The sequence below is a fragment of the Streptomyces sp. So13.3 genome (assembly GCF_005860785.2).
Taxonomy (GTDB): domain Bacteria; phylum Actinomycetota; class Actinomycetes; order Streptomycetales; family Streptomycetaceae; genus Actinacidiphila; species Actinacidiphila fildesensis.
The window spans coordinates 5,677,475-5,699,624 of sequence record NZ_CP048835.1 but is presented as its reverse complement, the minus strand read 5'-3'; the positions used below and the strand labels follow the sequence as shown (position 1 = coordinate 5,699,624).

At 72.5% G+C, this 22,150-nt stretch carries 23 protein-coding genes; 8 read left to right on the top strand and 15 right to left on the bottom strand.

Annotation, left to right across the window (positions count from 1 at the left end; all coding sequences use genetic code 11):
• Positions 1-58 precede the first annotated feature (58 nt).
• A complete protein-coding gene (locus C8250_RS25840) occupies positions 59-964 on the bottom strand; it encodes a LysR family transcriptional regulator (protein ID WP_138352946.1) in 906 nt (301 codons plus the stop codon).
• An 84-nt stretch (positions 965-1,048) separates the two neighbouring features.
• Between C8250_RS25840 and C8250_RS25835 the strand changes: the two genes are divergently transcribed.
• The 5 genes from C8250_RS25835 (at position 1,049) to C8250_RS25815 (ending at position 5,286) form a co-directional block, all read left to right on the top strand.
• Positions 1,049-2,128, top strand: a complete 1,080-nt coding sequence (locus tag C8250_RS25835) for an aminotransferase class V-fold PLP-dependent enzyme (RefSeq protein ID WP_138352945.1) — start codon at positions 1,049-1,051, stop codon at positions 2,126-2,128.
• A 269-nt stretch (positions 2,129-2,397) separates the two neighbouring features.
• Positions 2,398-3,063 carry an MOSC domain-containing protein gene (locus C8250_RS25830; protein WP_138352944.1) on the top strand — a complete coding sequence of 222 codons (666 nt, stop codon included), beginning with the start codon at positions 2,398-2,400 and terminating at the stop codon, positions 3,061-3,063.
• Positions 3,064-3,073: 10 nt separating this feature from the next.
• Positions 3,074-3,724 (top strand): MOSC domain-containing protein, encoded by a 651-nt coding sequence (locus tag C8250_RS25825; protein WP_138352943.1) that lies wholly within the window; start codon positions 3,074-3,076, stop codon positions 3,722-3,724.
• 9 nt (positions 3,725-3,733) lie between these two features.
• A complete protein-coding gene (locus C8250_RS25820; protein WP_138352942.1) occupies positions 3,734-4,507 on the top strand; it encodes an SDR family oxidoreductase in 774 nt (257 codons plus the stop codon).
• A 77-nt stretch (positions 4,508-4,584) separates the two neighbouring features.
• Positions 4,585-5,286 (top strand): ester cyclase, encoded by a 702-nt coding sequence (locus C8250_RS25815; RefSeq protein ID WP_138352941.1) that lies wholly within the window; start codon positions 4,585-4,587, stop codon positions 5,284-5,286.
• An 80-nt stretch (positions 5,287-5,366) separates the two neighbouring features.
• On the opposite strand, the gene groL is transcribed toward C8250_RS25815, so the two are convergent.
• Positions 5,367-6,992 (bottom strand): chaperonin GroEL, encoded by a 1,626-nt coding sequence (gene groL, locus C8250_RS25810; protein WP_138352940.1) that lies wholly within the window; start codon positions 6,990-6,992, stop codon positions 5,367-5,369.
• Between the two features lie 107 nt (positions 6,993-7,099).
• A complete protein-coding gene (groES, locus tag C8250_RS25805) occupies positions 7,100-7,408 on the bottom strand; it encodes a co-chaperone GroES (protein ID WP_138352939.1) in 309 nt (102 codons plus the stop codon).
• Positions 7,409-7,636: 228 nt separating this feature from the next.
• Between groES and C8250_RS25800 the strand changes: the two genes are divergently transcribed.
• Together C8250_RS25800 and C8250_RS43700 are read left to right on the top strand one after the other, a co-directional pair.
• Entirely contained in the window at positions 7,637-8,866 is a 1,230-nt protein-coding gene (locus tag C8250_RS25800; RefSeq protein WP_138352938.1) for a class I SAM-dependent methyltransferase, read from the top strand.
• Between the two features lie 94 nt (positions 8,867-8,960).
• Complete coding sequence (locus C8250_RS43700; protein ID WP_138352937.1) at positions 8,961-10,523, top strand: serine/threonine-protein kinase; 1,563 nt, start codon at positions 8,961-8,963, stop codon at positions 10,521-10,523.
• A gap of 4 nt (positions 10,524-10,527) precedes the next feature.
• Here C8250_RS43700 and C8250_RS25790 read toward each other — a convergent pair whose 3' ends face one another.
• From C8250_RS25790 to tsaB, 5 genes are read right to left on the bottom strand one after another with little or no spacing between them, the layout of a single operon-like run.
• The gene (locus C8250_RS25790; RefSeq protein ID WP_138352936.1) at positions 10,528-11,370 is read right to left on the bottom strand and encodes a polysaccharide deacetylase family protein; all 843 of its coding nucleotides are present in this window, start codon (positions 11,368-11,370) and stop codon (positions 10,528-10,530) included.
• A gap of 9 nt (positions 11,371-11,379) precedes the next feature.
• Positions 11,380-11,631: a hypothetical protein gene (locus tag C8250_RS25785; RefSeq protein ID WP_138352935.1), complete on the bottom strand. Its 252-nt coding sequence runs from the start codon at positions 11,629-11,631 to the stop codon at positions 11,380-11,382.
• Positions 11,631-12,749, bottom strand: coding sequence for a tRNA (adenosine(37)-N6)-threonylcarbamoyltransferase complex transferase subunit TsaD (gene tsaD / locus C8250_RS25780; RefSeq protein WP_138352934.1), 1,119 nt, complete (start codon positions 12,747-12,749; stop codon positions 11,631-11,633). Before tsaD ends, C8250_RS25785 begins: the two co-directional genes overlap by 1 nt.
• Positions 12,742-13,278, bottom strand: a complete 537-nt coding sequence (rimI, locus tag C8250_RS25775; RefSeq protein WP_331284067.1) for a ribosomal protein S18-alanine N-acetyltransferase — start codon at positions 13,276-13,278, stop codon at positions 12,742-12,744. The genes tsaD and rimI overlap by 8 nt, the downstream gene beginning before the upstream one ends.
• Positions 13,275-13,937, bottom strand: coding sequence for a tRNA (adenosine(37)-N6)-threonylcarbamoyltransferase complex dimerization subunit type 1 TsaB (gene tsaB / locus C8250_RS25770; RefSeq protein ID WP_138352933.1), 663 nt, complete (start codon positions 13,935-13,937; stop codon positions 13,275-13,277). The genes rimI and tsaB overlap by 4 nt, the downstream gene beginning before the upstream one ends.
• Before the next feature lie 185 nt (positions 13,938-14,122).
• Here tsaB and C8250_RS25765 point away from each other — a divergent pair, with 185 nt between their 5' ends.
• Positions 14,123-14,680 carry a hypothetical protein gene (locus C8250_RS25765; RefSeq protein WP_138352932.1) on the top strand — a complete coding sequence of 186 codons (558 nt, stop codon included), beginning with the start codon at positions 14,123-14,125 and terminating at the stop codon, positions 14,678-14,680.
• 52 nt (positions 14,681-14,732) lie between these two features.
• Here the strand turns inward: C8250_RS25765 and C8250_RS25760 are convergent, their stop codons facing one another.
• The 7 genes from C8250_RS25760 to glmS all read right to left on the bottom strand — a co-directional run bounded on the left by C8250_RS25760 (position 14,733) and on the right by glmS (position 22,050).
• Positions 14,733-14,936, bottom strand: a complete 204-nt coding sequence (locus C8250_RS25760) for a hypothetical protein (protein ID WP_138352931.1) — start codon at positions 14,934-14,936, stop codon at positions 14,733-14,735.
• A gap of 119 nt (positions 14,937-15,055) precedes the next feature.
• Positions 15,056-15,637, bottom strand: a complete 582-nt coding sequence (gene tsaE, locus C8250_RS25755) for a tRNA (adenosine(37)-N6)-threonylcarbamoyltransferase complex ATPase subunit type 1 TsaE (RefSeq protein ID WP_138352930.1) — start codon at positions 15,635-15,637, stop codon at positions 15,056-15,058.
• Between the two features lie 195 nt (positions 15,638-15,832).
• Entirely contained in the window at positions 15,833-17,059 is a 1,227-nt protein-coding gene (locus tag C8250_RS25750) for an alpha/beta hydrolase (RefSeq protein WP_232484676.1), read from the bottom strand.
• Positions 17,060-17,075: 16 nt separating this feature from the next.
• Positions 17,076-18,233: an alanine racemase gene (gene alr, locus C8250_RS25745; protein ID WP_138352928.1), complete on the bottom strand. Its 1,158-nt coding sequence runs from the start codon at positions 18,231-18,233 to the stop codon at positions 17,076-17,078.
• 103 nt (positions 18,234-18,336) lie between these two features.
• Positions 18,337-19,800, bottom strand: a complete 1,464-nt coding sequence (locus C8250_RS25740; RefSeq protein ID WP_138352927.1) for an NAD(P)H-hydrate dehydratase — start codon at positions 19,798-19,800, stop codon at positions 18,337-18,339.
• A gap of 37 nt (positions 19,801-19,837) precedes the next feature.
• Complete coding sequence (locus C8250_RS25735; protein ID WP_138352926.1) at positions 19,838-20,206, bottom strand: holo-ACP synthase; 369 nt, start codon at positions 20,204-20,206, stop codon at positions 19,838-19,840.
• Entirely contained in the window at positions 20,203-22,050 is a 1,848-nt protein-coding gene (glmS, locus tag C8250_RS25730) for a glutamine--fructose-6-phosphate transaminase (isomerizing) (protein ID WP_138352925.1), read from the bottom strand. Before glmS ends, C8250_RS25735 begins: the two co-directional genes overlap by 4 nt.
• Between the last annotated feature and the right edge of the window lie 100 nt (positions 22,051-22,150).

The following is a 22,150-nucleotide window of genomic DNA, read 5'->3' as shown; positions in this document are numbered from 1 at the left end:
CCGCGCGGCTACGGGCACAGCCGTGCCTGCCAGGCCCGGGCGGGTGTGACGCCCTGACCTACCGCAGGCCCGCCCGCGCGAGGCGGCCGAGCATCATGTCCACGGCCGGCACATGGGCCAGGTCGGGCAGTGTGAGGGCCACCACCTCACGCTGCACGGCCGGAAGCACCTCCAGCACCGCGACGCCCTTGGGGCGCACCGCCTCCAGCGCCAGCTCCGGCAGCACCGCCACCCCGAGCCCGGCCGCGACCAGGCCCACCACCGCCGGATAGTCGTCCGTCGCGAAGTCGATGCGCGGGGTGAAGCCCGCGCGCTCGCACACCTCCACCAGATGGCGGCGGCAGCGCGGGCAGCCCGCGATCCACTCCTCCTCCGCCAGCTCCTCGATGCGCACCGGCCGGTCCCCGGCCGCGAGCCGGTGCCCGGCGGGCACCAGGCCGACCAGCCGGTCGGTCAGCAGCGGCCGGACGACCAGGTCGTCCCACTGCTCCTCCGCCGGGGTCGGCAGATCCACGTAGCGGAACGCCAGCGTGATGTCGCAGTCCCCCGCACGGAGCATCTCCACCGACTTCGGCGGCTCCGCCTCCACCAGCGAGATCTTCGTGCCGGGGTGCGCGGCGCGCATCCCCGCGACCGCGGTGGGCACCAGCGTCGAGCTGCCCGACGGGAACGACGACAGCCGCACCCGTCCGGCGCGCAGCCCCGCGATGGCCGCGACCTCCTCCTCGGCGGCCGTCAGGCCCGCCAGGATCCCGGCCGCGTGCCGGACCAGCGCCTCGCCGGCCTCCGTCAGCCGCATCTCCCGGCCGGTCCTGATCAGCAGGGTGGTCCCGGCGGACAGCTCCAGGGCCTTCATCTGCTGACTGACTGCGGGCTGGGTACAGCCCAGCTCCCGGGCGGCGGCGGAGAACGAACCGGTCCTGGCCACGGCGCGGAGCACCCTGAGATGACGTGCCTCGATCATGCTTCAACCATAAGCGATGCTTGGGGATACTTCGAAGTTATTGGTCGTGGACTTTGAGAGCGGGGCGCGGCAGGCTCAGGAGGCATGGACTCCCTACCGAACTCCGGGCCGGCCGGCGGCGCGTTCTCCTCGATCGCGCCGGGCATCACGTACCTGAACACCGCCACCATGGGGCTGCCGCCCACCCGGACGGCCGAAGCCCTGCGTACCGCCATCGACGACTGGGCCGCCGGGCGGCCGCCCCTCGACCGGTACGAGGCCGCCGTCGGCGCCGCCCGCGCGTCGTTCGCCCGGCTGCTGTCCACCTCCGTCGACCGGGTCGCCATCGGCTCGACCGTCTCCACGAGCGTCGGCAAGATCGCCGCGGCGCTGCCGACGGGCTCCGAAGTGCTCGTCGCCGACGGCGACTTCAGCTCCCTGGTGAACCCGTTCGCCGGCCGCGGTGACCTGGCCCTGCGCTCCGTCCCGCTGGCCGGCCTGGCGGCCGAGGTGCGGCCGGGGACGGCGCTCGTCGCCGTCAGCGCCGTCCAGTCGGCCGACGGCCGCGTCGCCGACCTCCCGGCGATCCGCGCCGCGGCCGCCGCGCACGGCGCCCGCACCCTCGTCGACGCCACCCAGGCGGCCGGCTGGCTCCCCCTGCGCGCCGACGACTACGACTACCTCGTCTGCGGCTCCTTCAAGTGGCTCCTCGGCGCGCACGGCGTCTCCTTCCTCACCGTCCGCCCCGGCACCGAGGACGGCCTCTCCCCCGCGTTCGCCGGCTGGTACGCGGGGGACGACCCCTGGGCGGAGTGCTACGGCCCGATCGCCCGACTGGCGACGACGGCGCGGCAGTTCGACGCGTCGCCGGCGTATCTGGGGTTCGTGGCGGTGGCGGAGTCGCTGGCGCTGATCGAGGAGGCGGGGGTGGAGGCGATCCACGCGCATGACGTGTCGCTGGCTACGGCGTTCCGGGACGGGATGGCGGAGTTGGGGTTCCCGGCGATCGGGGAGGGTGGGTCGGCGATCGTGTCGGTTCCGGGGTTGCCGGGTTGGGTGGCGGGGCGGTTGGAGGAGGCGGGGGTGGAGTTGGCGGCGCGGGCGGGGAATCTGCGGTTCGCGTTTCATCTGTACAACGGGTCTGCGGATGTGGAGCGGGTGTTGGGCGTTCTGCGGGCGGGGTGACGGAGTCGGGGGCCTCACGTCACAGCCCGTCTGTGCGGGTCGTGGGCGGGAACACCGCCCTCGGGTCCCTTGCGCCTGCGCGCCGAGTCTGCGGACGGGTGCCGACGCGCATCCGCCCATACGAGCAAGGGGCGGGGGGGTGGAGAAAGCCCGCCGCAGGCGCAACGGCGGGACAGGCGCCGACGTACCCGCACCCCGCCGGCAGGCGTGTGGCGCAACGGCGGGGCGAGGGCTGACGTACCCGCGCCCCCGACGCCTATCGTCGAAGCATGCTGCTGCTATCTGTCAATGTGGGCCGGCCGCAGGCCAATCCCTGGAAGGGAATCGCCGCGACCGGCATCGACAAGCGTCCCGTGACCGGCCCGGTGGCCGTGGCGGCGCCCGGGGCGAAAGGCACCGGGGCCGTGGGGCTCGCCGGGGACCGCGTCCATGACGTGAAGCATCACGGTGGGAACGATCAGGCCGTGTACGCCTACGCACGGGAGGGCCTCGACGGGTGGGAGGGCGAGCTCGGGCGGAAGCTGCCCAACGGGGTGTTCGGGGAGAACCTCACGACATCCGGGGTGGATGTGAACGGCGCGCTCATCGGGGAGCGGTGGCGGGTGGGGGCCGGGGTGGTGCTGGAGGTGTCGTGTCCGCGGATTCCGTGTGTGACGTTCGAGGGCTGGCTGGACCGGCCGGGATGGCTCAAGCGGTTCACCGCGGCCGCGGTGCCCGGGGCGTATCTGCGGGTGGTCACGGCGGGCGAGATCTGCGCGGGGGACGCGGTGGAGGTCGTCGGGCGGCCGGAGCACGAGGTGACGGTCGCGCTGGCGTTCCGGGCGCTGACCGGAGAGCCGGAGCTGCTGCCGCGGCTGGTCGTCGCGGACGCGCTGCCCGCCGGGGATCTCGAGCGGATCCGCAGGAGGGTCGCCGGACGGGGGCCGCGAACGTAAGGTGCTTTGCATGTCGCGACTCCTGTCACTCAATATCGGCCGCCTGATGGCCGTCGGCTACTCGGATCGTGGGACGACCGGGATCGACAAACGGCCCGTCGACGGCCCGGTGGCGGTGGCCGACCCCGGGCCGCAGGGAGTGGCGGGCAGCGGGCTGGCGGGGGACGACATCATCGACCGGCGGTTCCACGGCGGGGACGACCAGGCCGTGTACGCGTTCGCGCGGGAGGACCTGGACCGGTGGGAGCGGGTGCTCGGGCGGGAGCTGCCCAGCGGGGTGTTCGGGGAGAACTTCACGACGGCCGGGGTGGAGGTCAACTCCGCGGTGATCGGGGAGCGCTGGCGCGTCGGTGAGGTGGTGCTGGAGGTGACCTCGCCGCGGATACCGTGCCGCACCTTCGCCGGGTGGTTGGACGAGAAGGGGTGGGTCAAGCGCTTCACCCAGGACCGCAGGCCCGGTGCCTTTCTGCGGGTCGTCGAGCCGGGTTCGGTGCGGGCGGGTGACGGGATCACCGTGCTGTCGCGACCCGATCACGAGGTGACCGTCGAGTTCCTGTTCCGGGCGATGACGACGGAGTCGGAGCTGCTGCCGCGGACGCTGGTGGCGATCGACCTGATCAACAGGTCGTACGCGGAATCGATCCGCAAGCGGCTCGGCTAACTTCATGGCATGACGACTTCACTGATCACCGGCTCGACGGCAGGGATCGGCGCCGCCTTCGCGCGCCGGCTGGCGGCCGATGGGCACAACCTGGTGCTGGTGGCCCGGGACGCCGAGCGGCTGCGGAAGCAGGCGGCCGAACTGCACGATCGGCACGGCATCGAGGCGGAGGTGCTCTCCGCCGACCTGTCGCGGGACGACGGGATCGCGGCCGTCGAGTCACGGCTCGCGGACCGGTCCGATGCGGTGGATCTGCTCATCAACAACGCCGGGTTCGGCAACAAGGGGCGCTATCTCGAGGTCTCGATGGCCGATGAGCTGACCATGCTCAAGGTGCACTGCGAGGCGGTGCTGCGGCTGACGAGCGCGGCGGCGGACGGCATGCGGGAGCGGGGACGTGGCGGCGTGGTGAACGTCGCGTCGGTCGCCGCCTTCGTGCCGCGCGGGACGTACGGGGCGAGCAAGGCGTGGGTCGTGCAGTTCACGCAGGGCGCGTCGAAGGATCTGGCGGGGACCGGCGTACGGCTGATGGCGCTCTGCCCCGGCTTCGTGCGGACCGAATTCCATGAGCGTGCCGGGATGGGGACGGACAACATCCCGGGCTGGATGTGGCTGGACGCGGACAAGCTGGTCGCGACGGCGCTCAAGGACCTGGCCCGCGGGAAGACGCTGTCCGTGCCGGACCCGAGGTACAAGACGCTGATGGGCCTGGTGAAGCTGGCGCCGCGCGGCCTGCTCGGCGGGGTCACCTCCAGGACGGGCCGCAAGTACGGGCCGCAGTAGCCGCTGCCCGGCGGTATCTGCGGAAGGCGCATTTCTCACTAAAATGGACGTATCCCACCCGGCTCGGGAGGTACGCCATGCACTTCACGCAGATCATCGACTTCAAGACCGACCAGTTCGACGACATGAACCAGCTCATGGACCGCTGGGTCGAACAGACCAAGGGCAAGCGGACCGCGAGCCACAGCGTCATCGGCAAGGACCGCGCCGACGCGTCCCACTACGTCGAGATCGTGGAATTCCCGTCGTACGAAGAGGCGATGAAGAATTCCCAGCTCCCGGAGACGGAGCGGATCTTCCAGGAGATGGTGGCGCTCTGCGACGGGATGCCCACGTTCACGGACCTGGACGTGGTCCGGGACGAGCAGCTCAACAAGGCGGCCTGCCGCCGGTTCTTCGAAGAGATCGCCAATGACGGCAATCTGGACGCCATCGAGGAGATCTTCGCGGCCGACTACCGCGATCACGACCCCAACAACGAGACGCCCACCATGGGAACCGCCGCCCTGCGCGAGGAAGTCGCCGGATACCGGGCGGGATTCGACTTCCGGTTCACGATCGACGACCAGCTCGCCGAAGGGGACCGCGTGGCGAACCGGTGGACCTGGACCGCCACGCACGTCGCGGAGTTCCGCGGCATGCCGGCCACCGACCGGCAGGCCCGGATGACCGGCCAGACGGTCTTCCGGTTCCAGGACGGGATGATCGTGGAAGCCTGGTGGAACCACGACATGCTCGGCCTGCTGACCAAGCTCGGCGTGATCGAGATGCCTCACTAGCGCCCGGTACGGCGAAAGGCCCCTGCTCCCGCCGGGCGGCGGGAGCAGGGGCCTTCGTGCGACAGAGCGCGGCTACGACGTCAGTGCGAGTGGCCGTGGCCGCCGTGGCCGGCGTCGCCCTCGTCCTCGGCCGGCTTCTCGACGACCAGGGTCTCGGTCGTGAGCAGCAGGGCCGCGATGGAAGCGGCGTTCTCCAGCGCGGAGCGGGTGACCTTGACCGGGTCGATGACGCCGGCCTTCACGAGGTCGCCGTACTCGTTGGTGGCGGCGTTGAAGCCGTGACCGGCCTCCAGCTCCGCGACCTTGGCGGTGATGACGTAGCCCTCGAGGCCCGCGTTCTCCGCGATCCAGCGAAGCGGCTCGACGGCGGCGCGGCGGACGACCGCGACACCCGTGGCCTCGTCGCCGGACAGGCCGAGGTTGCCCTCAAGGACCTTGACGGCGTGGACGAGAGCGGAGCCACCGCCGGAGACGATGCCCTCCTCGACCGCGGCGCGGGTCGCCGAGATGGCGTCCTCGAGACGGTGCTTCTTCTCCTTGAGCTCCACCTCGGTGGCCGCGCCGACCTTGATGACGCAGACGCCGCCGGCGAGCTTCGCGAGGCGCTCCTGGAGCTTCTCGCGGTCCCAGTCGGAGTCGGTGGCGGCGATCTCGGCCTTGATCTGGCCGACACGGCCGTCGATCTCGGCCTTGTCACCGGCACCATCGACGATGGTGGTGTCGTCCTTGGAGATGGTCACGCGGCGGGCGGTGCCCAGCAGGTCGAGACCGGCCTGGTCGAGCTTGAGGCCGACCTCTTCGGCGATGACGGTCGCACCGGTGAGGGTGGCGATGTCGCCGAGCATGGCCTTGCGGCGGTCACCGAAGCCCGGGGCCTTCACCGCGACGGCGTTGAAGGTGCCGCGGATCTTGTTGACGACGAGGGTGGAGAGCGCCTCGCCCTCGACGTCCTCGGCGATGATCAGCAGGGGCTTGGACGCGCCGGCCTGGATGACCTTCTCCAGCAGCGGCAGCAGGTCCTGGATCGAGGAGATCTTGCCCTGGTGGATCAGGATGTACGGGTCGTCGAGGACGGCCTCCATACGCTCCTGGTCGCTGACGAAGTAGGGCGACAGGTAGCCCTTGTCGAAGGCCATGCCCTCGGTGAAGTCCAGCTCCAGGCCGAAGGTGTTGGACTCTTCGACGGTGATGACACCGTCCTTGCCGACCTTGTCCATCGCCTCGGCGATGAGCTCGCCGACCTGCTTGTCCTGGGCGGACAGCCCGGCGACGGCCGCGATGTCTTCCTTGCCCTCGATCGCGCGGGCGGTCTTCAGCAGCTCCTCGGAGACAGCCTTGACCGCGGCGTCGATGCCCTTCTTCAGGGAGGCGGGGGAAGCGCCGGCGGCGACGTTGCGCAGGCCCTCGCGGACCAGTGCCTGGGCCAGCACGGTGGCGGTGGTGGTGCCGTCACCCGCGATGTCGTTGGTCTTGGTCGCCACCTCCTTCACGAGCTGGGCGCCAAGGTTCTCGTACGGGTCGTCGAGCTCGACCTCACGGGCGATGGTGACACCGTCGTTGGTGATGGTCGGCGCGCCGAACTTCTTGTCGATGACGACGTTGCGGCCCTTGGGACCGATCGTCACCTTCACGGTGTCGGCAAGCTTGTTGACGCCACGCTCAAGGGCGCGACGGGCGTCCTCGTCAAACTTAAGGATCTTCGGCACTGCGTCCTACCTCGTCTTTTCCTCGTCAAAGACCAAACCCCGGGCGCCGGGTCAGTAGACACGGATACCCGGGGAAGGTCACGGCTGCTGCTAGTGGTGAAGCAGACCTACTTCTCGATGACCGCGAGAACGTCGCGGGCCGAGAGGACGAGGTACTCCTCGCCGTTGTACTTCACCTCGGTGCCGCCGTACTTGCTGTACAGCACGACGTCGCCGACGGAAACGTCGAGCGGAAGACGGTTACCGTCCTCGAAGCGGCCCGGGCCCACGGCCAGGACGACGCCCTCCTGGGGCTTCTCCTTGGCGGTGTCCGGGATGACCAGGCCGGAGGCCGTGGTCTGCTCAGCCTCGAGCGCCTGGACCACGATGCGGTCCTCGAGCGGCTTGATGGCAACCTTGCTGCTGGCGGTCGTCACGTTCCGACCTCCCCCTTCAAAGGGCTAACGGGAGTGTCTGTCTGGGTGGCGACCTGGTAGGCCCGTCGTCGCGGGTGCCGGACCTGCCCGTCGCTGTTGTGCTGGCACTCGGCAGTGCTGAGTGCCAGCACCGAGACTAGGACGGCTTTAGCACTCGGTCAAGCGGAGTGCCAACGGAGCGCCGCCGGAACGGTGCCGGACGCCTCCGGACTGGAGGACAATCGAAGCGTGGATCTTGACGCGTTCTCCTACCTGCTGACCCCCGCCGGGCAGGCCCTGCTGGGGTCGCTGCGCGACTACGACCCCGCCCGCGAACTGGCGGAGGCGACCCGGCTGCGGCGTGAACACCCCGCGGAACTGGTGTCGGCGGCGCTCGGCCAGGCCCGGCTGCGGCAGCGCGCGGAGGCGAAGTTCGGGGCGGACGCGTACCGGATGTACTTCACCCCCGACGGAGTGGAACAGGCCACCCGCACCGAGGTGGCGGAGTACCGGGCGGAGTGCTTCACAGCGCTGGGCGTACGGCGGCTGGCCGATCTGTGCTGCGGGATCGGCGGGGACGCCATCGCGCTCGCCCGGGCCGGCGTGGCGGTGCTGGCGGTCGACCGGGACCCGCTGACCTGCGCGGTCGCACGGGCCAACGCGGAGTCGCTGGGCCTCGCCGACCTCATCGAGGTGCGCTGCGCCGATGTGACCGAGATCGCCACCAGCGGCTACGACGCCGTCTTCGTGGATCCTGCCCGGAGGGGAGGCAGATCAGGAGGGGTCTCGCGCAGCCAGTCGGTGAGGGGTGGTGGCCGGGCGACGGGTGGGCGGATCTTCGACCCTGAGTCGTACTCGCCGTCGCTGTCCTGGGCGATCGGGGCGGCCCGCGAGGTGCCGGTGGCGGCCCTGAAGGTCGCGCCGGGCATCCCGCACGAGGCCGTACCCGACGACGCCGGGGCGGAGTGGATCTCCTACCGCGGTGATGTGAAGGAGGCCGTGCTGTGGTTCGGGAAGAACCCCGGCTCGGTGAGCGCGACCCTGCTGCCGTCCGCGGGCACCCTGTGGACCGGCGCCCCGCTCCCCGACCCGCCGGCCGGCCCGGTCGGCCGGTACCTCCACGAGCCGGACGGCGCGGTGATCCGCGCGCACCTGGTCGCCGAGGTCGCGGAACAGGTCGGCGGCCGGCTGATCGACGAGACGATCGCGTACATCACCGCCGACGAGCTGCGCCCGACACCGTTCGCGACGGCGTACGAGATCACCGACGTGCTGCCGTTCGGCCTGAAGAAGCTGAAGGCGCTGCTGCGGCAGCGCGGTGTGGGCGTCGCCGTCATCAAGAAGCGCGGCTCCGCCATCGAGCCGGAGGACCTGCGCAAGAAGCTGAAGCTGGAGGGCCCGCACTCCGTCACGGTCTTCCTCACCCGCGTGGCGGGCGCACCGTCGATGCTGCTGGGACGGCCGGTGAACGAGCCGTAGGCCGACCGGTGTCGGGCGGCACCGGGCATCGCCTGACGCGGCATCATCCGCGCCGGTAGCCTGCAGCCGACTGCTGATGAACCGGGGGGCCGGGATGGATGAACTGAGGCCGGGCGACCCGCGCAGGGTCGGACCGTACGAGCTGCAGAAGCGGCTCGGCGCGGGGGGCATGGGCGAGGTGTATCTCGGCCGGTCGCGCAGCGGCCGGGCGGTCGCCGTCAAGCTCGTCCGGGCCGAGATCGCCGCGGATCCCGGCTTCCGCAGCCGGTTCCGCCGGGAGGTGGACGCGGCACGCGCGGTGTCCGGCTTCTGGACGGCGTCGGTCGTGGACGCCGATCCGGAGGCGGAACGGCCCTGGGTGGCCAGCCAGTATCTGGAGGCGCCCGACCTCGGCGTCCTGGTGCAGCGGGACGGACCGCTGCCGGAGGCCGAACTCCGGGCGCTGGGCGCGGGGCTGACGGAGGCGCTGGCCTCGGTGCACGCGGCCGGCCTGGTGCACCGCGACCTCAAGCCGGGCAACGTGCTGATGGTCGACGACGGACCGCGGGTCATCGACTTCGGGATCTCCAAGGCGCTGGAGGGCGCCACGATGCTCACCGGGACGGGCGCGGTGATCGGCACGCCGGGGTTCATGTCCCCCGAGCAGGCCACCGGCGGCCGGGTGGGCGCGGAGAGCGATGTCTTCTCGCTCGGCTCGGTCCTGGTGTTCGCGGCCACCGGCCGGGCGCCCTTCGGGACGGGGACGGTTCCGGCGCTGCTGTACCGGGTGGTGCACGACGAGCCGGATCTCAGCGGGGTGCCGGACGCCCTGCGGCCGGTGGTCGCCGCCTGCCTCACCAAGGACCCCCGGGAGCGCCCGGGAACGGATTCCCTGATCGACACGCTGACCGCCGCCCGCGAAGCCCCGCCGGCACACCGGCCGACCGTCGTGGCACCGGCCGCCACCCCACCCGCCACCCCACCCGCCGTCGTCGCACCCGTCGTCGTACCCTCGGTCGCCCCAGCCGCCGCCGCGCCGACCGCCACCGCGCCACAGGTCGCCGAGCGCAAAGCCGGGCCGGTCCGCGCCCGGGCCAAGACGCCGGCTCCGGGCAGGTATGAACTCGCGCAGCAGGCACCGGTGTCCGGCGGACCGGGCCTGGCCGGCAACGCGGGGATCTTCACGATCGCGCTGGTCCTGTCCTCGGTGGCCGAGGTGGGGTTGATCGGCAACCAGGTGACCATGATGAGCCTCATCGTGGTCGCGCTGCTCACCACGGTCCTGACGTGGGCGCTGCGCGCCCTGGTCAGGGCTCGGCGCACGGCCGCCGTCTCGGTCGGCCTGGACGCGGCCGGGCTGCGACTGCGGCACGGCAGGGCCGAATGGTCCCGGCCGTGGACCGAGGTGCAGGAGGTCGCGCTCGTCCGTACCCGGGCCACGGTGGGCCGGCGCGCCGGCTTCCTCCTGCGGGCGACCGTTCCGGCCGGCAGCCTGCGGGCCGTCCCGCCCAAGGAGTTCGGTGTGGATTCCGGGGCCGCGGGCGTCACCGTCGCGGCGGCGCGGCGCAGCGCGGGGCTCACCCTGCGGCTGGACCCCGCCGAGGCGCGGGAGCTGTCCACGGCGCTGCGGCGGTACGCGAGCCGCGCCTACCGGCCCGAGCCGGAGAGCAAGGGCTGACGGCTCAGACGTAGTCCTCGAGGCGCGCCACGGTGAAGCCCTGCTCGGAGATCATGCGCAGCATGTTGGCGGTCATCTCCGTCATGGAGGTGCCCTTGAGCTCGGACGGGCCGCGGAAGTGGGCCAGGATGATGTCGCCGGGGTGCAGTTTCTTGTCGGCGCGCTGGTACTGCATGCCCTTGATCTGCATGGACTCGCGCCACAGGATGAGCGCCTGGAGTCCGCAGGACTTCGCGGCGGTCTTGGTGGCCTCGTTCAGGTTGCCGTAGGGCGGCCGGAAGAGGCGGGGCGTGGTGCCGTACTCGGCCTTCAGCTTCGTCTGCTGGGTGCATATCTCGTGACGCTGGGCGGACTCCGACTCGGTCCGCAGGTTCGGGTGCGTCAGCGTGTGGTTCTGTATCGGGTTGCCGAGCTTCTGGAGCGGCTTGAAGTAGCCGTAGTCGCTCCGGATGATGTCGTCGGTCAGGAACATCGTGAAGGGGATCTTCAGCTCGCCCATCATGGTGACGAACTTCGGGTCCTTCTCCGCGCCGTCGTCGAAGGTGACGAAGACGATCTTCTCCTTGGTGGGGATGTCGCTGACCACCGGCGGCGTACCGGAACCGGTCTTCACCGGCTTCACCTTCGGCGGGGCCGGGGCCGGTGCCATCGGCTTGATCTTCCACTTGCGGAACGCGGCGGCGGTGTCCGCACCGTCGCCGGGGGCGGTGCTCCCGTCGGACGACGGGGCGGCGGAAGGTCCGGTCCCGGAAGTCGCCGGCGCGGCCTTCGGCGTGGACGAAGCCGTCGAGCACCCGGTGACGAGCAGGAGACCGGAAACGATCAGTCCCGCCGCTTTTATGTGCATATGTGAACCCTATGCTGTTCGTTCAAAACGCCATCTGTGTACTGAACGATGCAGAAAAGCGGCCGGGGGTTCCGCCAGCTCGGGCAACTCGGCCTCGTAGGGCGCGTCCCACCAGGTGATGACGAGCACCCGGTCACCAGGTGCGGAGAAGTGCTCGCGGCGCAGCGGGGCCGGTGCCAGCTCCTGGGCGCGGACCCATTCCAGCAGCTCGGCACCGCGCCCCTCGGCGGCCCGCGCCTCCCACATCAGGGCGACGGTCATCAGTACAGGTTGTCCTTGCTCAGCTCGTGCACATGGTCGTGCGAGTGGGTGTGCTCCTCCGGGTGCGGGTGCGAGTGGCCCGGTACGGAGACCTCGGTGACGGGCAGGGAGGAGTCGGCCGGCAGGTCCCAGGTCGAGGACGGCCGGTTGCGCGCCACCATCTCCGCGCCGAGCGCCGCGACCATGGCGCCGTTGTCCGTGCACAGTGCCCGGCGCGGCACCCGCAGCACGATGCCAGCGTCCTCGCAGCGCTCCAGTGCCAGAGACCGCAGCCGTGAGTTCGCCGCGACCCCGCCGCCGATCATCAGGTGGTCCACGCCGTGCTCCTTGCAGGCCCGGATCGCCTTACGGGTCAGCACGTCCACCACGGCCTCCTGGAAGGACGCGGCGACATCCGCCACCGGCACGTCCAAGCCGTCCCGGCGCTGCGCCTCGACCCAGCGCGCGACGGCCGTCTTCAGGCCGGAGAACGAGAAGTCGTACGGCGCGTCGCGCGGGCCGGTCAGGCCGCGCGGGAACCTGATGGCCTTCGGGTCGCCGTCGCGGGCGTGCCGGTCGACGGCCGGGCCGCCGGGGAAGCCGAGGCCCAGCACCCGGGCGACCTTGTCGAACGCCTCGCCCGCCGCGTCGTCGATCGTCGAGCCCAGCGGCCGCACATCACTGGTGATGTCCGGGGCGAGCAGCAGCGACGAGTGCCCGCCGGAGACCAGCAGCGCCATCGTCGGCTCGGGCAGCGCGCCGTGCTCCAGCTGGTCCACGCAGATGTGCGACGCGAGGTGGTTGACGCCGTAGAGCGGCTTGCCGAGCGCGTAGGCGTACGCCTTGGCGGCGCTCACGCCCACCAGCAGCGCGCCCGCGAGCCCGGGGCCCGCGGTGACGGCGATGCCGTCGAGGTCGCTCGCGGCGACCCCCGCCTCCTTCAGGGCGCGCTGGATCGTGGGGACCATCGCCTCCAGATGCGCCCGGCTGGCGATCTCGGGCACCACGCCGCCGTAGCGCGCGTGGTCGTCGACGCTGGACGCCACCGCGTCGGCGAGCAGGGTGTGCCCCCGGACGATGCCGACACCGGTCTCGTCGCAGGAGGTCTCGATGCCGAGGACAAGCGGCTCGTCAGCCATCAGTAGTGGTTCCTTGTACGGAGGAGGGTTCGGTCATACGCATCACGAGGGCGTCGACGTTGCCCGGTTGGTAGTAACCCTTGCGGAAGCCGATCGGCTCGAAGCCGAAGCGCTCGTAGAGCCGTTGGGCGCGGAGGTTGTCGACCCGGACCTCGAGCAGCACCTCGTGGCACTCGAAGGCCGTGGCCTGGTGCATCAGGTCGGCGAGCAGCCGGGCGCCCAGGCCGGTGCCCCACTGGTCGCGGGCGGCGGCGATGGTCTGCACGTCGCCGGTCCCGGCGATCGCCGCGAGTCCCGCGTAGCCGACCAGCCGGCCCCCACCGCCGGTGACGGCGGCAGCGTCCTCGGCGACGTCTTCAGCGACGTCCTCGGCCACGATGTAGTGCCTGGTGGCCAGCGGGTGCCGCGCGTCGGCCAGCTCGGACCAGAACATGCCGCGCGACCAGGCGTCCTCGGGGAAGAGCTCCAGTTCCAGCTCCATCACCCGGTCCAGGTCCCACCAGCGCATCTCGCGCAGTGTCACCGTCACTTGGGCAGGACCGCCTTGTAGCCGGCCGGCACCTGCGCGTCGGGCCGCCGCAGGTACAGCGGCAGCGGGGGCGCGAACTCCGCGCCCTCCGCGAGCCGCAGGGCACCGAGCGCGGCCAGCGCGCCGGCGGACTGGTGCTCAGGCGCCCGTACGTCCGTGAAGACCTCCGGGTACAGCGCGGCCCCGGCGCCGACGGCGGGCAGCCCCGCGACCGCCTGCGCGATATCGGCGGGACGGTCGACGGCGGGCTCGGTCACAGGCTCGCGGGGGCTGTCGTAGCGGGCCCAGTAGACCTCTTTGCGGCGGGCGTCGGTGGCCACCACGAAGGGGCCCTCGACGCCGGCCAGACCGGCCGCGTACGCGATCCCGTCCAGGGTGCAGATGCCGTGCACCGGCACCCCGAGCGCGTCGCCGAACGCGGCGGCGGTCACCAGGCCGACCCGCAGCCCCGTGTACGGCCCGGGGCCGGTCCCGACGACGATGCCGGTCACATCGCCGATCGCCGCCCCGGCCTCGCCCAGCACCCGGTCGACGGCCGGCATGAGGAGTTCTCCGTGCCGCCGGGCGTCGACGACCGTCGATTCGGCGAGCACCCGCCCGCCGTCGTGGAGCGCGGCGGTCACAGCGGGCGTAGCGGTGTCAAAAGCAAGCAGAAGCACGGTGACACCCTACGGCCCCGCCCCATCCCCCGGGTCGGCCGCGGTGGCGGTGGGGGCGGTGGCCCAGGCCGCCACACCGGGCACAACACCCGGCCGCCCGGCGCCCGCTCGCGCGGTCATCGGGCGGGCCCCGGCTGCTAACGTCGACCACAGCCCGCAAACCCCTCCGGAGGAGCGAACCAACCGTGCCAAGGATCGGGTCGGGGACCCTCGTGACAGGCCTCACCGCTGCCGCGCTCGCCGTCATCGCCGTACTGGCCGTCCAGGCCTCCGGTTCCGCGGCGGACCACCCCGTGACGGCCCGCCCCTCGAGCCCGGCCGCCACCGCGCCCACGGCCAAGGTGCCGCCGGTCACCCAGGTGCCGGTGCTGCCCGCGAACACCGGCAGCGGCAAGCACGTGGTCTACGGGCTGGCGGCCAAGCGGGTCTGGCTGGTGAACGGCGCCAACAAGGTGGTGCGCACCTACGTCGTCGCGCCGGGCAGCGTCGATCCGGCCCCCGGCCGCTACAAGGTCACCTCGCGCACCGCGCGCGGCACCGGCGGTGACGGGATCGCGATCGAGCACGTCGTGCGGTTCGCGACCGTCGGCGCCACCGTCATCGGCTTCAGCGCGGCGGTGGACGCCTCGATGCCCAGCCCGGACCCGCAGAAGAAGACCGGCGGTATCCGTGAGACGCCCGCCGACGGTGACGAGCTGTGGAAGCTCGCGGTGATCGACACCAAGATCGTCGTCGTCCGCTGATCCAGCGATCAAGGACGCGAATTCCACCGTTCGAGTGAAGGGCGGCCGGCTGTTACGCCGCGTCGCGGCGTTCCCCGTCGTTCTCGTCGGGCGGGGTGGACACAGCCGTCGCCGCCGCACCCGCGGCCAGCAGCTCGCTCATCGACGGCAGTGCGGGGATCGCGGGACCGGTGGGAACTCCGGGGACCACGGGGGCAGCCGGGACCGCGGGGACTGCGGCGGGCTTCGGCGCGTCCGAAGTGCCATGAGCCGGCATGCGTGCCTCCTGAGGGAATGTAGGCAGCCTCGACCAACATCTGCACTCCCATGCGACCACGCCGGGCCACCCGCGCGCAACATCTTCCCGACACGCTGTCGGAACGCCTCCCCGCCGGGCTAGGCCCCGAGCGGTGAAAGGTCCTGGTTGACCCAGCGTCGGCCGATACCGGTGACGGTCACCTCGCGCACGTCGTCGACATCGCTCTCGGCGTCGACGTCGGCGCCGGGATCCGCGTCAGCGCCGGCGTCGTGCTGCCCGGCCGTGCCGAGCGTCCGGGAGATGACGACCTGCAGCCGGGCCTCGGACAGCTCCTCGACCTTGCCCTCGCCCCATTCGACGACCACCACCGATTCCGGCAGCGAGACGTCGAGGTCCAGGTCCTCCATCTCGTCGAGCCCGCCGCCCAGCCGGTACGCGTCCACGTGCACCAGGGCGGGCCCGCCGCTCAGCGACGGATGCACCCGGGCGATCACGAAGGTCGGCGAGGTCACCGCCCCCCGCACCCCGAGGCCCTCCCCCAGGCCGCGGGTCAGCGTCGTCTTGCCCGCGCCCAGTTCGCCACTGAGCAGCACCAGGTCACCGGGGAGCAGCAGACCGGCGAGAGCCCGGCCCAACTCCCGCATACGGTCGGGGGTCCTGACCGTGAGACGGACGGATACGGGGTCGTCAGCGGTGTGCTGACCGTGCAGCGGTTCCATGTCCGCGAATGCTACGCGGCGTGGCGGAGGCGAGGGCCTGGCCGGCCGATCATGGGTGGGCAAGGCGTCGTCTGGTGCGGTGCCTCGCAAGGCGCCGGAGCACCTGCATACCGGTTTGTATTCAGGTGTTTCGGCAACGCCGCGAGGGGCCGTGCCAGGCGGCGAAAGGGCCGCTCGTGATCGGCCGGCCAGGCCCTATGCCTCCTGTGCCGCCTGCTGCACCTCTTGAGAGAGCCCCAGTTCTCTGACCGTCTGCGGCAGCGGGGCCTGGACGGCGTCCGCCGCGCGGGCCAGCAGGGCGGCCAGATGGGCGTTCACCAGTTCCGGGTACTCCAGCATCACCAGGTGACCGGCGTTCTCGACGATCACCAGTTCCGCGGCCGGCAGCCGCTCCGCGATGTCGGCGCTGTGGTCGCTCGGGGTGAGCAGGTCCTTGTCCCCGGCCAGTACGAGCGCGGGCTTGCCGTCCAGGACGGCCAGCGCGTCCGCCTTCTCGTGCTGGATGAACGCCGGGTAGAACTCGGCGACGACGTCGATCGGCGTCCCCTCGATCAGCCGCTCGGCGAACCGGCCCACCGACGCGTCGACGTCCGAGGCGAACGAGTACCGCTTCACGATGCCCGCGAAGAGGTCCGCGGTGGCCCGCCGCCCGCGTTCCACCAGATCCACCTGCGTGCCGAGGATCCGCAGCACGCCGGGCGCCAGCGCCCGGAACGCCCGTGCCCCGGCGGCCGGCAGCCCCATCGTCATCGCCGCCAGCTTCCCCGCTGACGTGCCGATGAAGGCGACCCCGGCCACCCGTTCCGTCACCAGATCGGGGAACTGGTCGGCCAGCGCCATGATCGTCATGCCGCCCATCGAGTGCCCGACGAGCACCAGCGGGCCGTTCGGCGCGGCGGCGTCCAGCACCGCCTTGAGGTCGCGGCCGAGCTGGTCGATCGTGGCGGGCTCACCCGCGAGCTGGTCCCGGCCGCGCTCGGAGCGCCCGTGGCTGCGCTGGTCCCAGTAGACGGCCCGGACGCTGCCGCGCAGGGCCGCGCGCTGGAAGTGCCAGGCGTCCTGGTTGAGGCAGTAGCCATGGCAGAAGACGACGGTGAGCGGCTGCGGCTCGGCCCCGCCGCCCCGCTTGAAGAGGCCCGTCCAGCCGCGCCGCGGCACCGCCACCGGCTGCTCCACGACGTCCTCGACCTCGTAGTACAGCTCGGTGCCGTCCTCCGCGGCCACCGAACCCGGTGTGCCGCGCAACGCTCCGTACGGCCCGGCCGCGTCCAGCGCGAGCCGCGCCTTCCTGCGGATGCCCCGGCCGACCGTGAGCCGCTCCAGCGCGACGCCAGCGGCGGCGCCCGCCGCCACCACGCCGATCGCCGCACCGACGAAGCCGGCGCTCTTGCCGGCCCGCTCCCACTTCGCTCCGCTGTCCATGGTCATCGTGTTCCCGCTACTCCCCTGGTACGCGTCTCCCGTTGTCGACATAGACGCGCGGCACCCGGGTCCCGATCCGCGTGACGATCTCGTAGGCGATGGTGCCCGCGGCCAGCGCCCAGTCCTCCGCGGTCGGCTCGCCCCGGTCACCCGGCCCGAACAGTACTGCCTCGTCGCCCGGTTGGGCCGCGTCGCCCCCGAGGTCGACGACGAACTGGTCCATCGCGACCCGGCCGGCGACCGTCCGCCACTTCCCGGCGACCAGGGCGGGCCCCGAGCCCGAAGCGTGCCGGGGGACGCCGTCCGCGTAGCCCAGCGGGACGAGCGCCAGGGTCGTCTCACCCGGGGTGATGTAGTGATGGCCGTAGCTGACCCCGTGCCCGCCCGGCACCCGCTTCACCGACGCCAGCCGCGCGGCCAGCGTCATCACCGGCCGCAGCCCGAAGTCGGCGGGGCCGCCGACCTGCGGCACCGGCGAGATCCCGTACATCGCGACGCCGGGGCGCACCAGGTCGAAGTGCGACTCCGGAAGGGTCAGGGTGCCCGGCGAGTTCGCCATGTGCCGCACCTCGGGGTCGAGGCCGGCGGCCGCCGCGCCCGCCAGGGCGGTGTGGAAGGCCGCCAGCTCGGCGGCGATCGACGGATGGCCCGGCTCGTCGGCGCACGAGAAGTGCGACCAGATGCCGGTGACCTTGATCAGCCCGTCGGTCTCGGCCGCCCGCGCCGCGGCGGTCAGCTCCGGCCAGTCGGCCGGCTGGCAGCCGTTGCGGCCCAGGCCGGTGTCCGCCTTCAGCTGCACCCTGGCCGTGCGGCCCGCCTCGCGGGCCGCCGCGCACACCTCGCGCAGCGCCCACAGGGCGCTCACCGTCACATCGATGTCGGCCTCGACCGCGGCGCGCCACGGGCCGCCGGGCGTCCACAGCCAGCACAGCAGCCGGCCGCCCACCCCGGCCGCGCGCAACGCCAGCGCCTCCTCGGGCGTGGCGGTGCCGAGCCAGGTCGCCCCGGCCTCCAGCGCGGCCCGCGCGCACGGCACCATGCCGTGCCCGTAGGCGTCCGCCTTGACCACGGCCATCAGCCCGGCGCCGGGGGCACAGGCCCGCAGCGCCGTCACATTCGCCCGGAGCGCGGTCAGATCGATCTCCGCCCAGGCACGCATCGCAGTGTTGTCCATCGAGCCCAGTCTCTCAGGCCTGTGGCTCCGCCCCGCGCCTCCGCCCCGCGCGACCGGCGGAACGGGCCCGCAACCAGGCCGTCCTCCGGCGCGAGGACGGGGTTCAGCCGCCCGTCACCTGACGCCACGCGGCCGGAAGGGTGGCCGCGATGTCCTGGGCCGAGACGGGCGCGCCGACACCGGCGGCGGAGCCGGAGGCCAGCCGGGCGGCCAGGCCGTGGAGGTGGGCGCCGACGGACGCGGCGTCGCGGGGGGCGAGGCCGGCGGCCAGCAGGGAGCCGGTGAGGCCGGACAGGACGTCGCCGCTGCCCGCGGTGGCGAGCCACGACGTGCCGGTCGGGTTGACCCGCACCGGTACGGCCCGGTCGGGGTCGGCCACCAGCGTCGTCGAGCCCTTGAGGAGCACCGTGGCGCCGTACTGCTCGGCGAGCTCCCGCACGGACGCCAGCCGGGCCGCCTCGACCTCCTCCCGGGACCGCCCCAGCAGCGCCGCCGCCTCCCCCGCGTGCGGGGTGAGGACGGTGGCCGCGGTGCGCGCCCTGACCTGCTCGCGGGTGATCAGACGCAGCCCGTCCGCGTCGACGAGGACGGGCACCCCGGACGCGAGGACGTCGTCGACCGACCGCCGCGCCTCCGTACCGTCGCCGAGACCAGGACCGACCACCCACGCCTGGACGCGACCCGCTTCGGACGGCGGGCCGGTCGTGACGAGCGTCTCGGGGAAGCGGGCCAGCACGGCCTCCCCTCCGTGCCCGGCGTACCGCACGGCGCCCGCGCCGCCGCGCAGCGCGCCCGCCACCGCGAGGACGGCCGCGCCCGGGTAGCGGTCGGACCCGGCGACCACGCCGACGACACCGCGCCGGTACTTGTCGCTCTCGGTGGCCGGCACCGGCAGCAGCGCGGCGACCTCCGCGAACTGCAGGGCTTCGAGCGCCGGGGCCGGCAGACCGGGGCCGAGGCCGATGTCGATCAGGCGCGGGGCTCCGACGTGACCGGCGGCCGGGTCGATCAGCAGGCCCGGCTTGTAGGTGCCGAAGGTGACGGTGACATCGGCGTGCACGACCGGGCCGGTGACCTCACCGGTGTCGGCATCGACACCGCTCGGCAGGTCCACGGCGACGACCGTGGCGCGGGAGTCGCGCGCGGCCCGCGCGAGCGGCACGGCCGCCGGCCGCAGACCGCCCTTCCCGCCGATGCCGACGATCCCGTCCAGGACGAGGTCGGCGCGGCCGATCAGCGGCAGCGCCGCGTCGGCGGTCACCGTACGCCCGCCCGCGGCCCGCAGGTCCGCCAGCCCGCCGCCGTGCGTACGGTCCGGCGCGAGCAGCACAGCGGTGACGGCGGCGCCGCGCCGCGCGAGCCTGGCCCCCGCGTACAGCGCGTCGCCCCCGTTGTCACCGCTGCCGACGAGCAGAACGACACGGGCGCCGTACACCCGCCCGAGCAGCCCGGCACAGGCAGCCGCCAGCCCGGCGGCCGCCCGCTGCATGAGCGCCCCCTCGGGCAACCGCGCCATAAGAGCGCGCTCCGCCGCCCGTACGGTCTCGACGGTGTGTGCGTGCCGCATCCGTTGTCCTCTCGTTTCCCGCCCGCGGGCGGGCGGTTCAACCCTCCGCGATCACCACAGCGGAAGCGATCCCCGCGTCATGGCTGAGCGAGACGTGCCACCCCCGCACCCCCAGTTCCGCCGCCCGCCGGGCCACCGAGCCGGTCACGGTGAGCCGTGGCTGGCCGGTGTCCTCGGTGGTCACCTCGGCGTCCAGCCAGACCAGCCCCGCCGGGGCGCCGAGCGCCTTGGCGAGGGCTTCCTTGGCGGCGAAGCGGGCGGCGAGCGAGGCGATGCCACGGGGTTCGCCGCCGGGCAGCAGCCGCTCGTTCCTGGTGAAGAGCCGGTCGGCCAGGCCCGGGGTGCGCTCCAGGGACGCGGCGAAGCGCTCGATCTCGGCGACGTCGATCCCGACCCCGATGATCATTCGACGGTCACCGACTTGGCGAGGTTCCGCGGCTGGTCGACCTCGTTGCCGCGGGCGGTGGCCAGCTCGCACGCGAAGACCTGCAGCGGCACGGTGGCCACCAGCGGCTGCAGCAGCACCGGGGTGCGCGGGATGCGGATGATGTGGTCCGCGTACGGGACGACCGCCTCGTCGCCCTCCTCGGCGATGACGATGGTGCGGGCGCCGCGGGCCCGGATCTCCTGGATGTTGGAGACGATCTTGTCGTGCAGCACCGACCGGCCGCGCGGCGACGGCACCACCACGACCACCGGCAGGTCCTTCTCGATGAGCGCGATCGGCCCGTGCTTGAGCTCACCCGCCGCGAAGCCCTCAGCGTGCATGTACGCCAGCTCCTTGAGCTTCAGCGCGCCCTCCAGGGCGACCGGGTAGCCGACGTGCCGGCCCAGGAACAGCACGGTGTTCTTGTCCTTCAGCGACCGCGCGAGCGCCCGCACCGGCTCCATCGTCTCCAGCACCTGCCCCACCTGGGTGGAGATCTCCGACAGCTCACGGATCACCCCGGTGATCTCGTCGCCCCACTTGGTGCCGCGTACCTGCCCCAGGTACAGCGCGACCAAATAGCAGGCGACGACCTGCGTCAGGAACGCCTTCGTCGAGGCGACGGCGACCTCGGGCCCGGCGTGCGTGTACAGCACGGCGTCGGACTCACGCGGGATCGTCGAACCGTTGGTGTTGCAGATGGCGAGCACCTTGGAGCCCTGCTCACGGGCGTGCCGCAGCGCCATCAGGGTGTCCATCGTCTCGCCGGACTGGCTGATCGCGACGACGAGCGTCCGCTGGTCCAGGATCGGGTCCCGGTACCGGAACTCGCTCGCGAGCTCCACCTCGCACGGCATCCGCGTCCAGTGCTCGATCGCGTACTTGGCGATCATCCCGGCGTGGAACGCCGTCCCGCACGCGACGATCACGACCTTGTCGATCTCGCGCAGCATCCGGTCGGGCATCCGCAGCTCGTCGAGGGTCAGCCGGCCGTCCGTGCCGATCCGCCCCAGCAGCGTGTCGGCGACCGCCTTCGGCTGCTCGGCGATCTCCTTGAGCATGAAGTAGTCGTAGCCGCCCTTCTCGGCGGCCGAGACGTCCCAGTCGACGTGATAGGGCCGCACCTCGGCCGGCTTGCCCTCGAAGTCGGTGACGGTGACGCTCTCCCGGCGCAGCTCGACGACCTGGTCCTGGCCCAGTTCGATCGCCTCACGGGTGTACGCGATGAACGCGGCGACGTCCGACGCCAGGAAGTTCTCGCCCTCCCCGACGCCCACCACCAGCGGTGAGTTGCGGCGCGCCCCGACCACCACGTCCGGCTCGTCCGCGTGCACCGCGACCAGCGTGAACGCCCCGTCCAGCTGCCGGCACACCTGCCGCATCGCCTCGGCCAGGTCCGCCGACGAGGAGAAGTGCTCGGCGAGCAGATGCGCCACGACCTCGGTGTCGGTCTCGGACTCCAGCGCGTGGCCGCGCTCGGCCAGCTCCGCCCGCAGCGCGGCGAAGTTCTCGATGATGCCGTTGTGCACCACCGCGACCCGTCCGGCGTTGTCCAGGTGCGGATGCGCGTTCACATCCGTCGGGCCGCCGTGGGTCGCCCACCGCGTGTGCCCGATCCCGGTTCCGCCGGCCGGCAGCGGCTGCCGTTCCAGCAGCGCCTCCAGATTGGCGAGCTTGCCGGCTTTCTTGGCGGCGGCCAGACCGCCGTCGGCCAGCACGGCGATACCCGCCGAGTCGTAGCCCCGGTACTCCAGCCGCCGCAGCCCGGCGACAACGACCTCGAGAGCGGACCGGCCGCCCACATACCCCACGATTCCGCACATGCCCGCCACCCTATGGCCGTACCGCCCCGCCGTCCCAGAGGCCCTCCGGGGGCGCCCGGCGCCCCCCGAGGTGAGCCGGGCGCGGCGCGGCAGCACAATG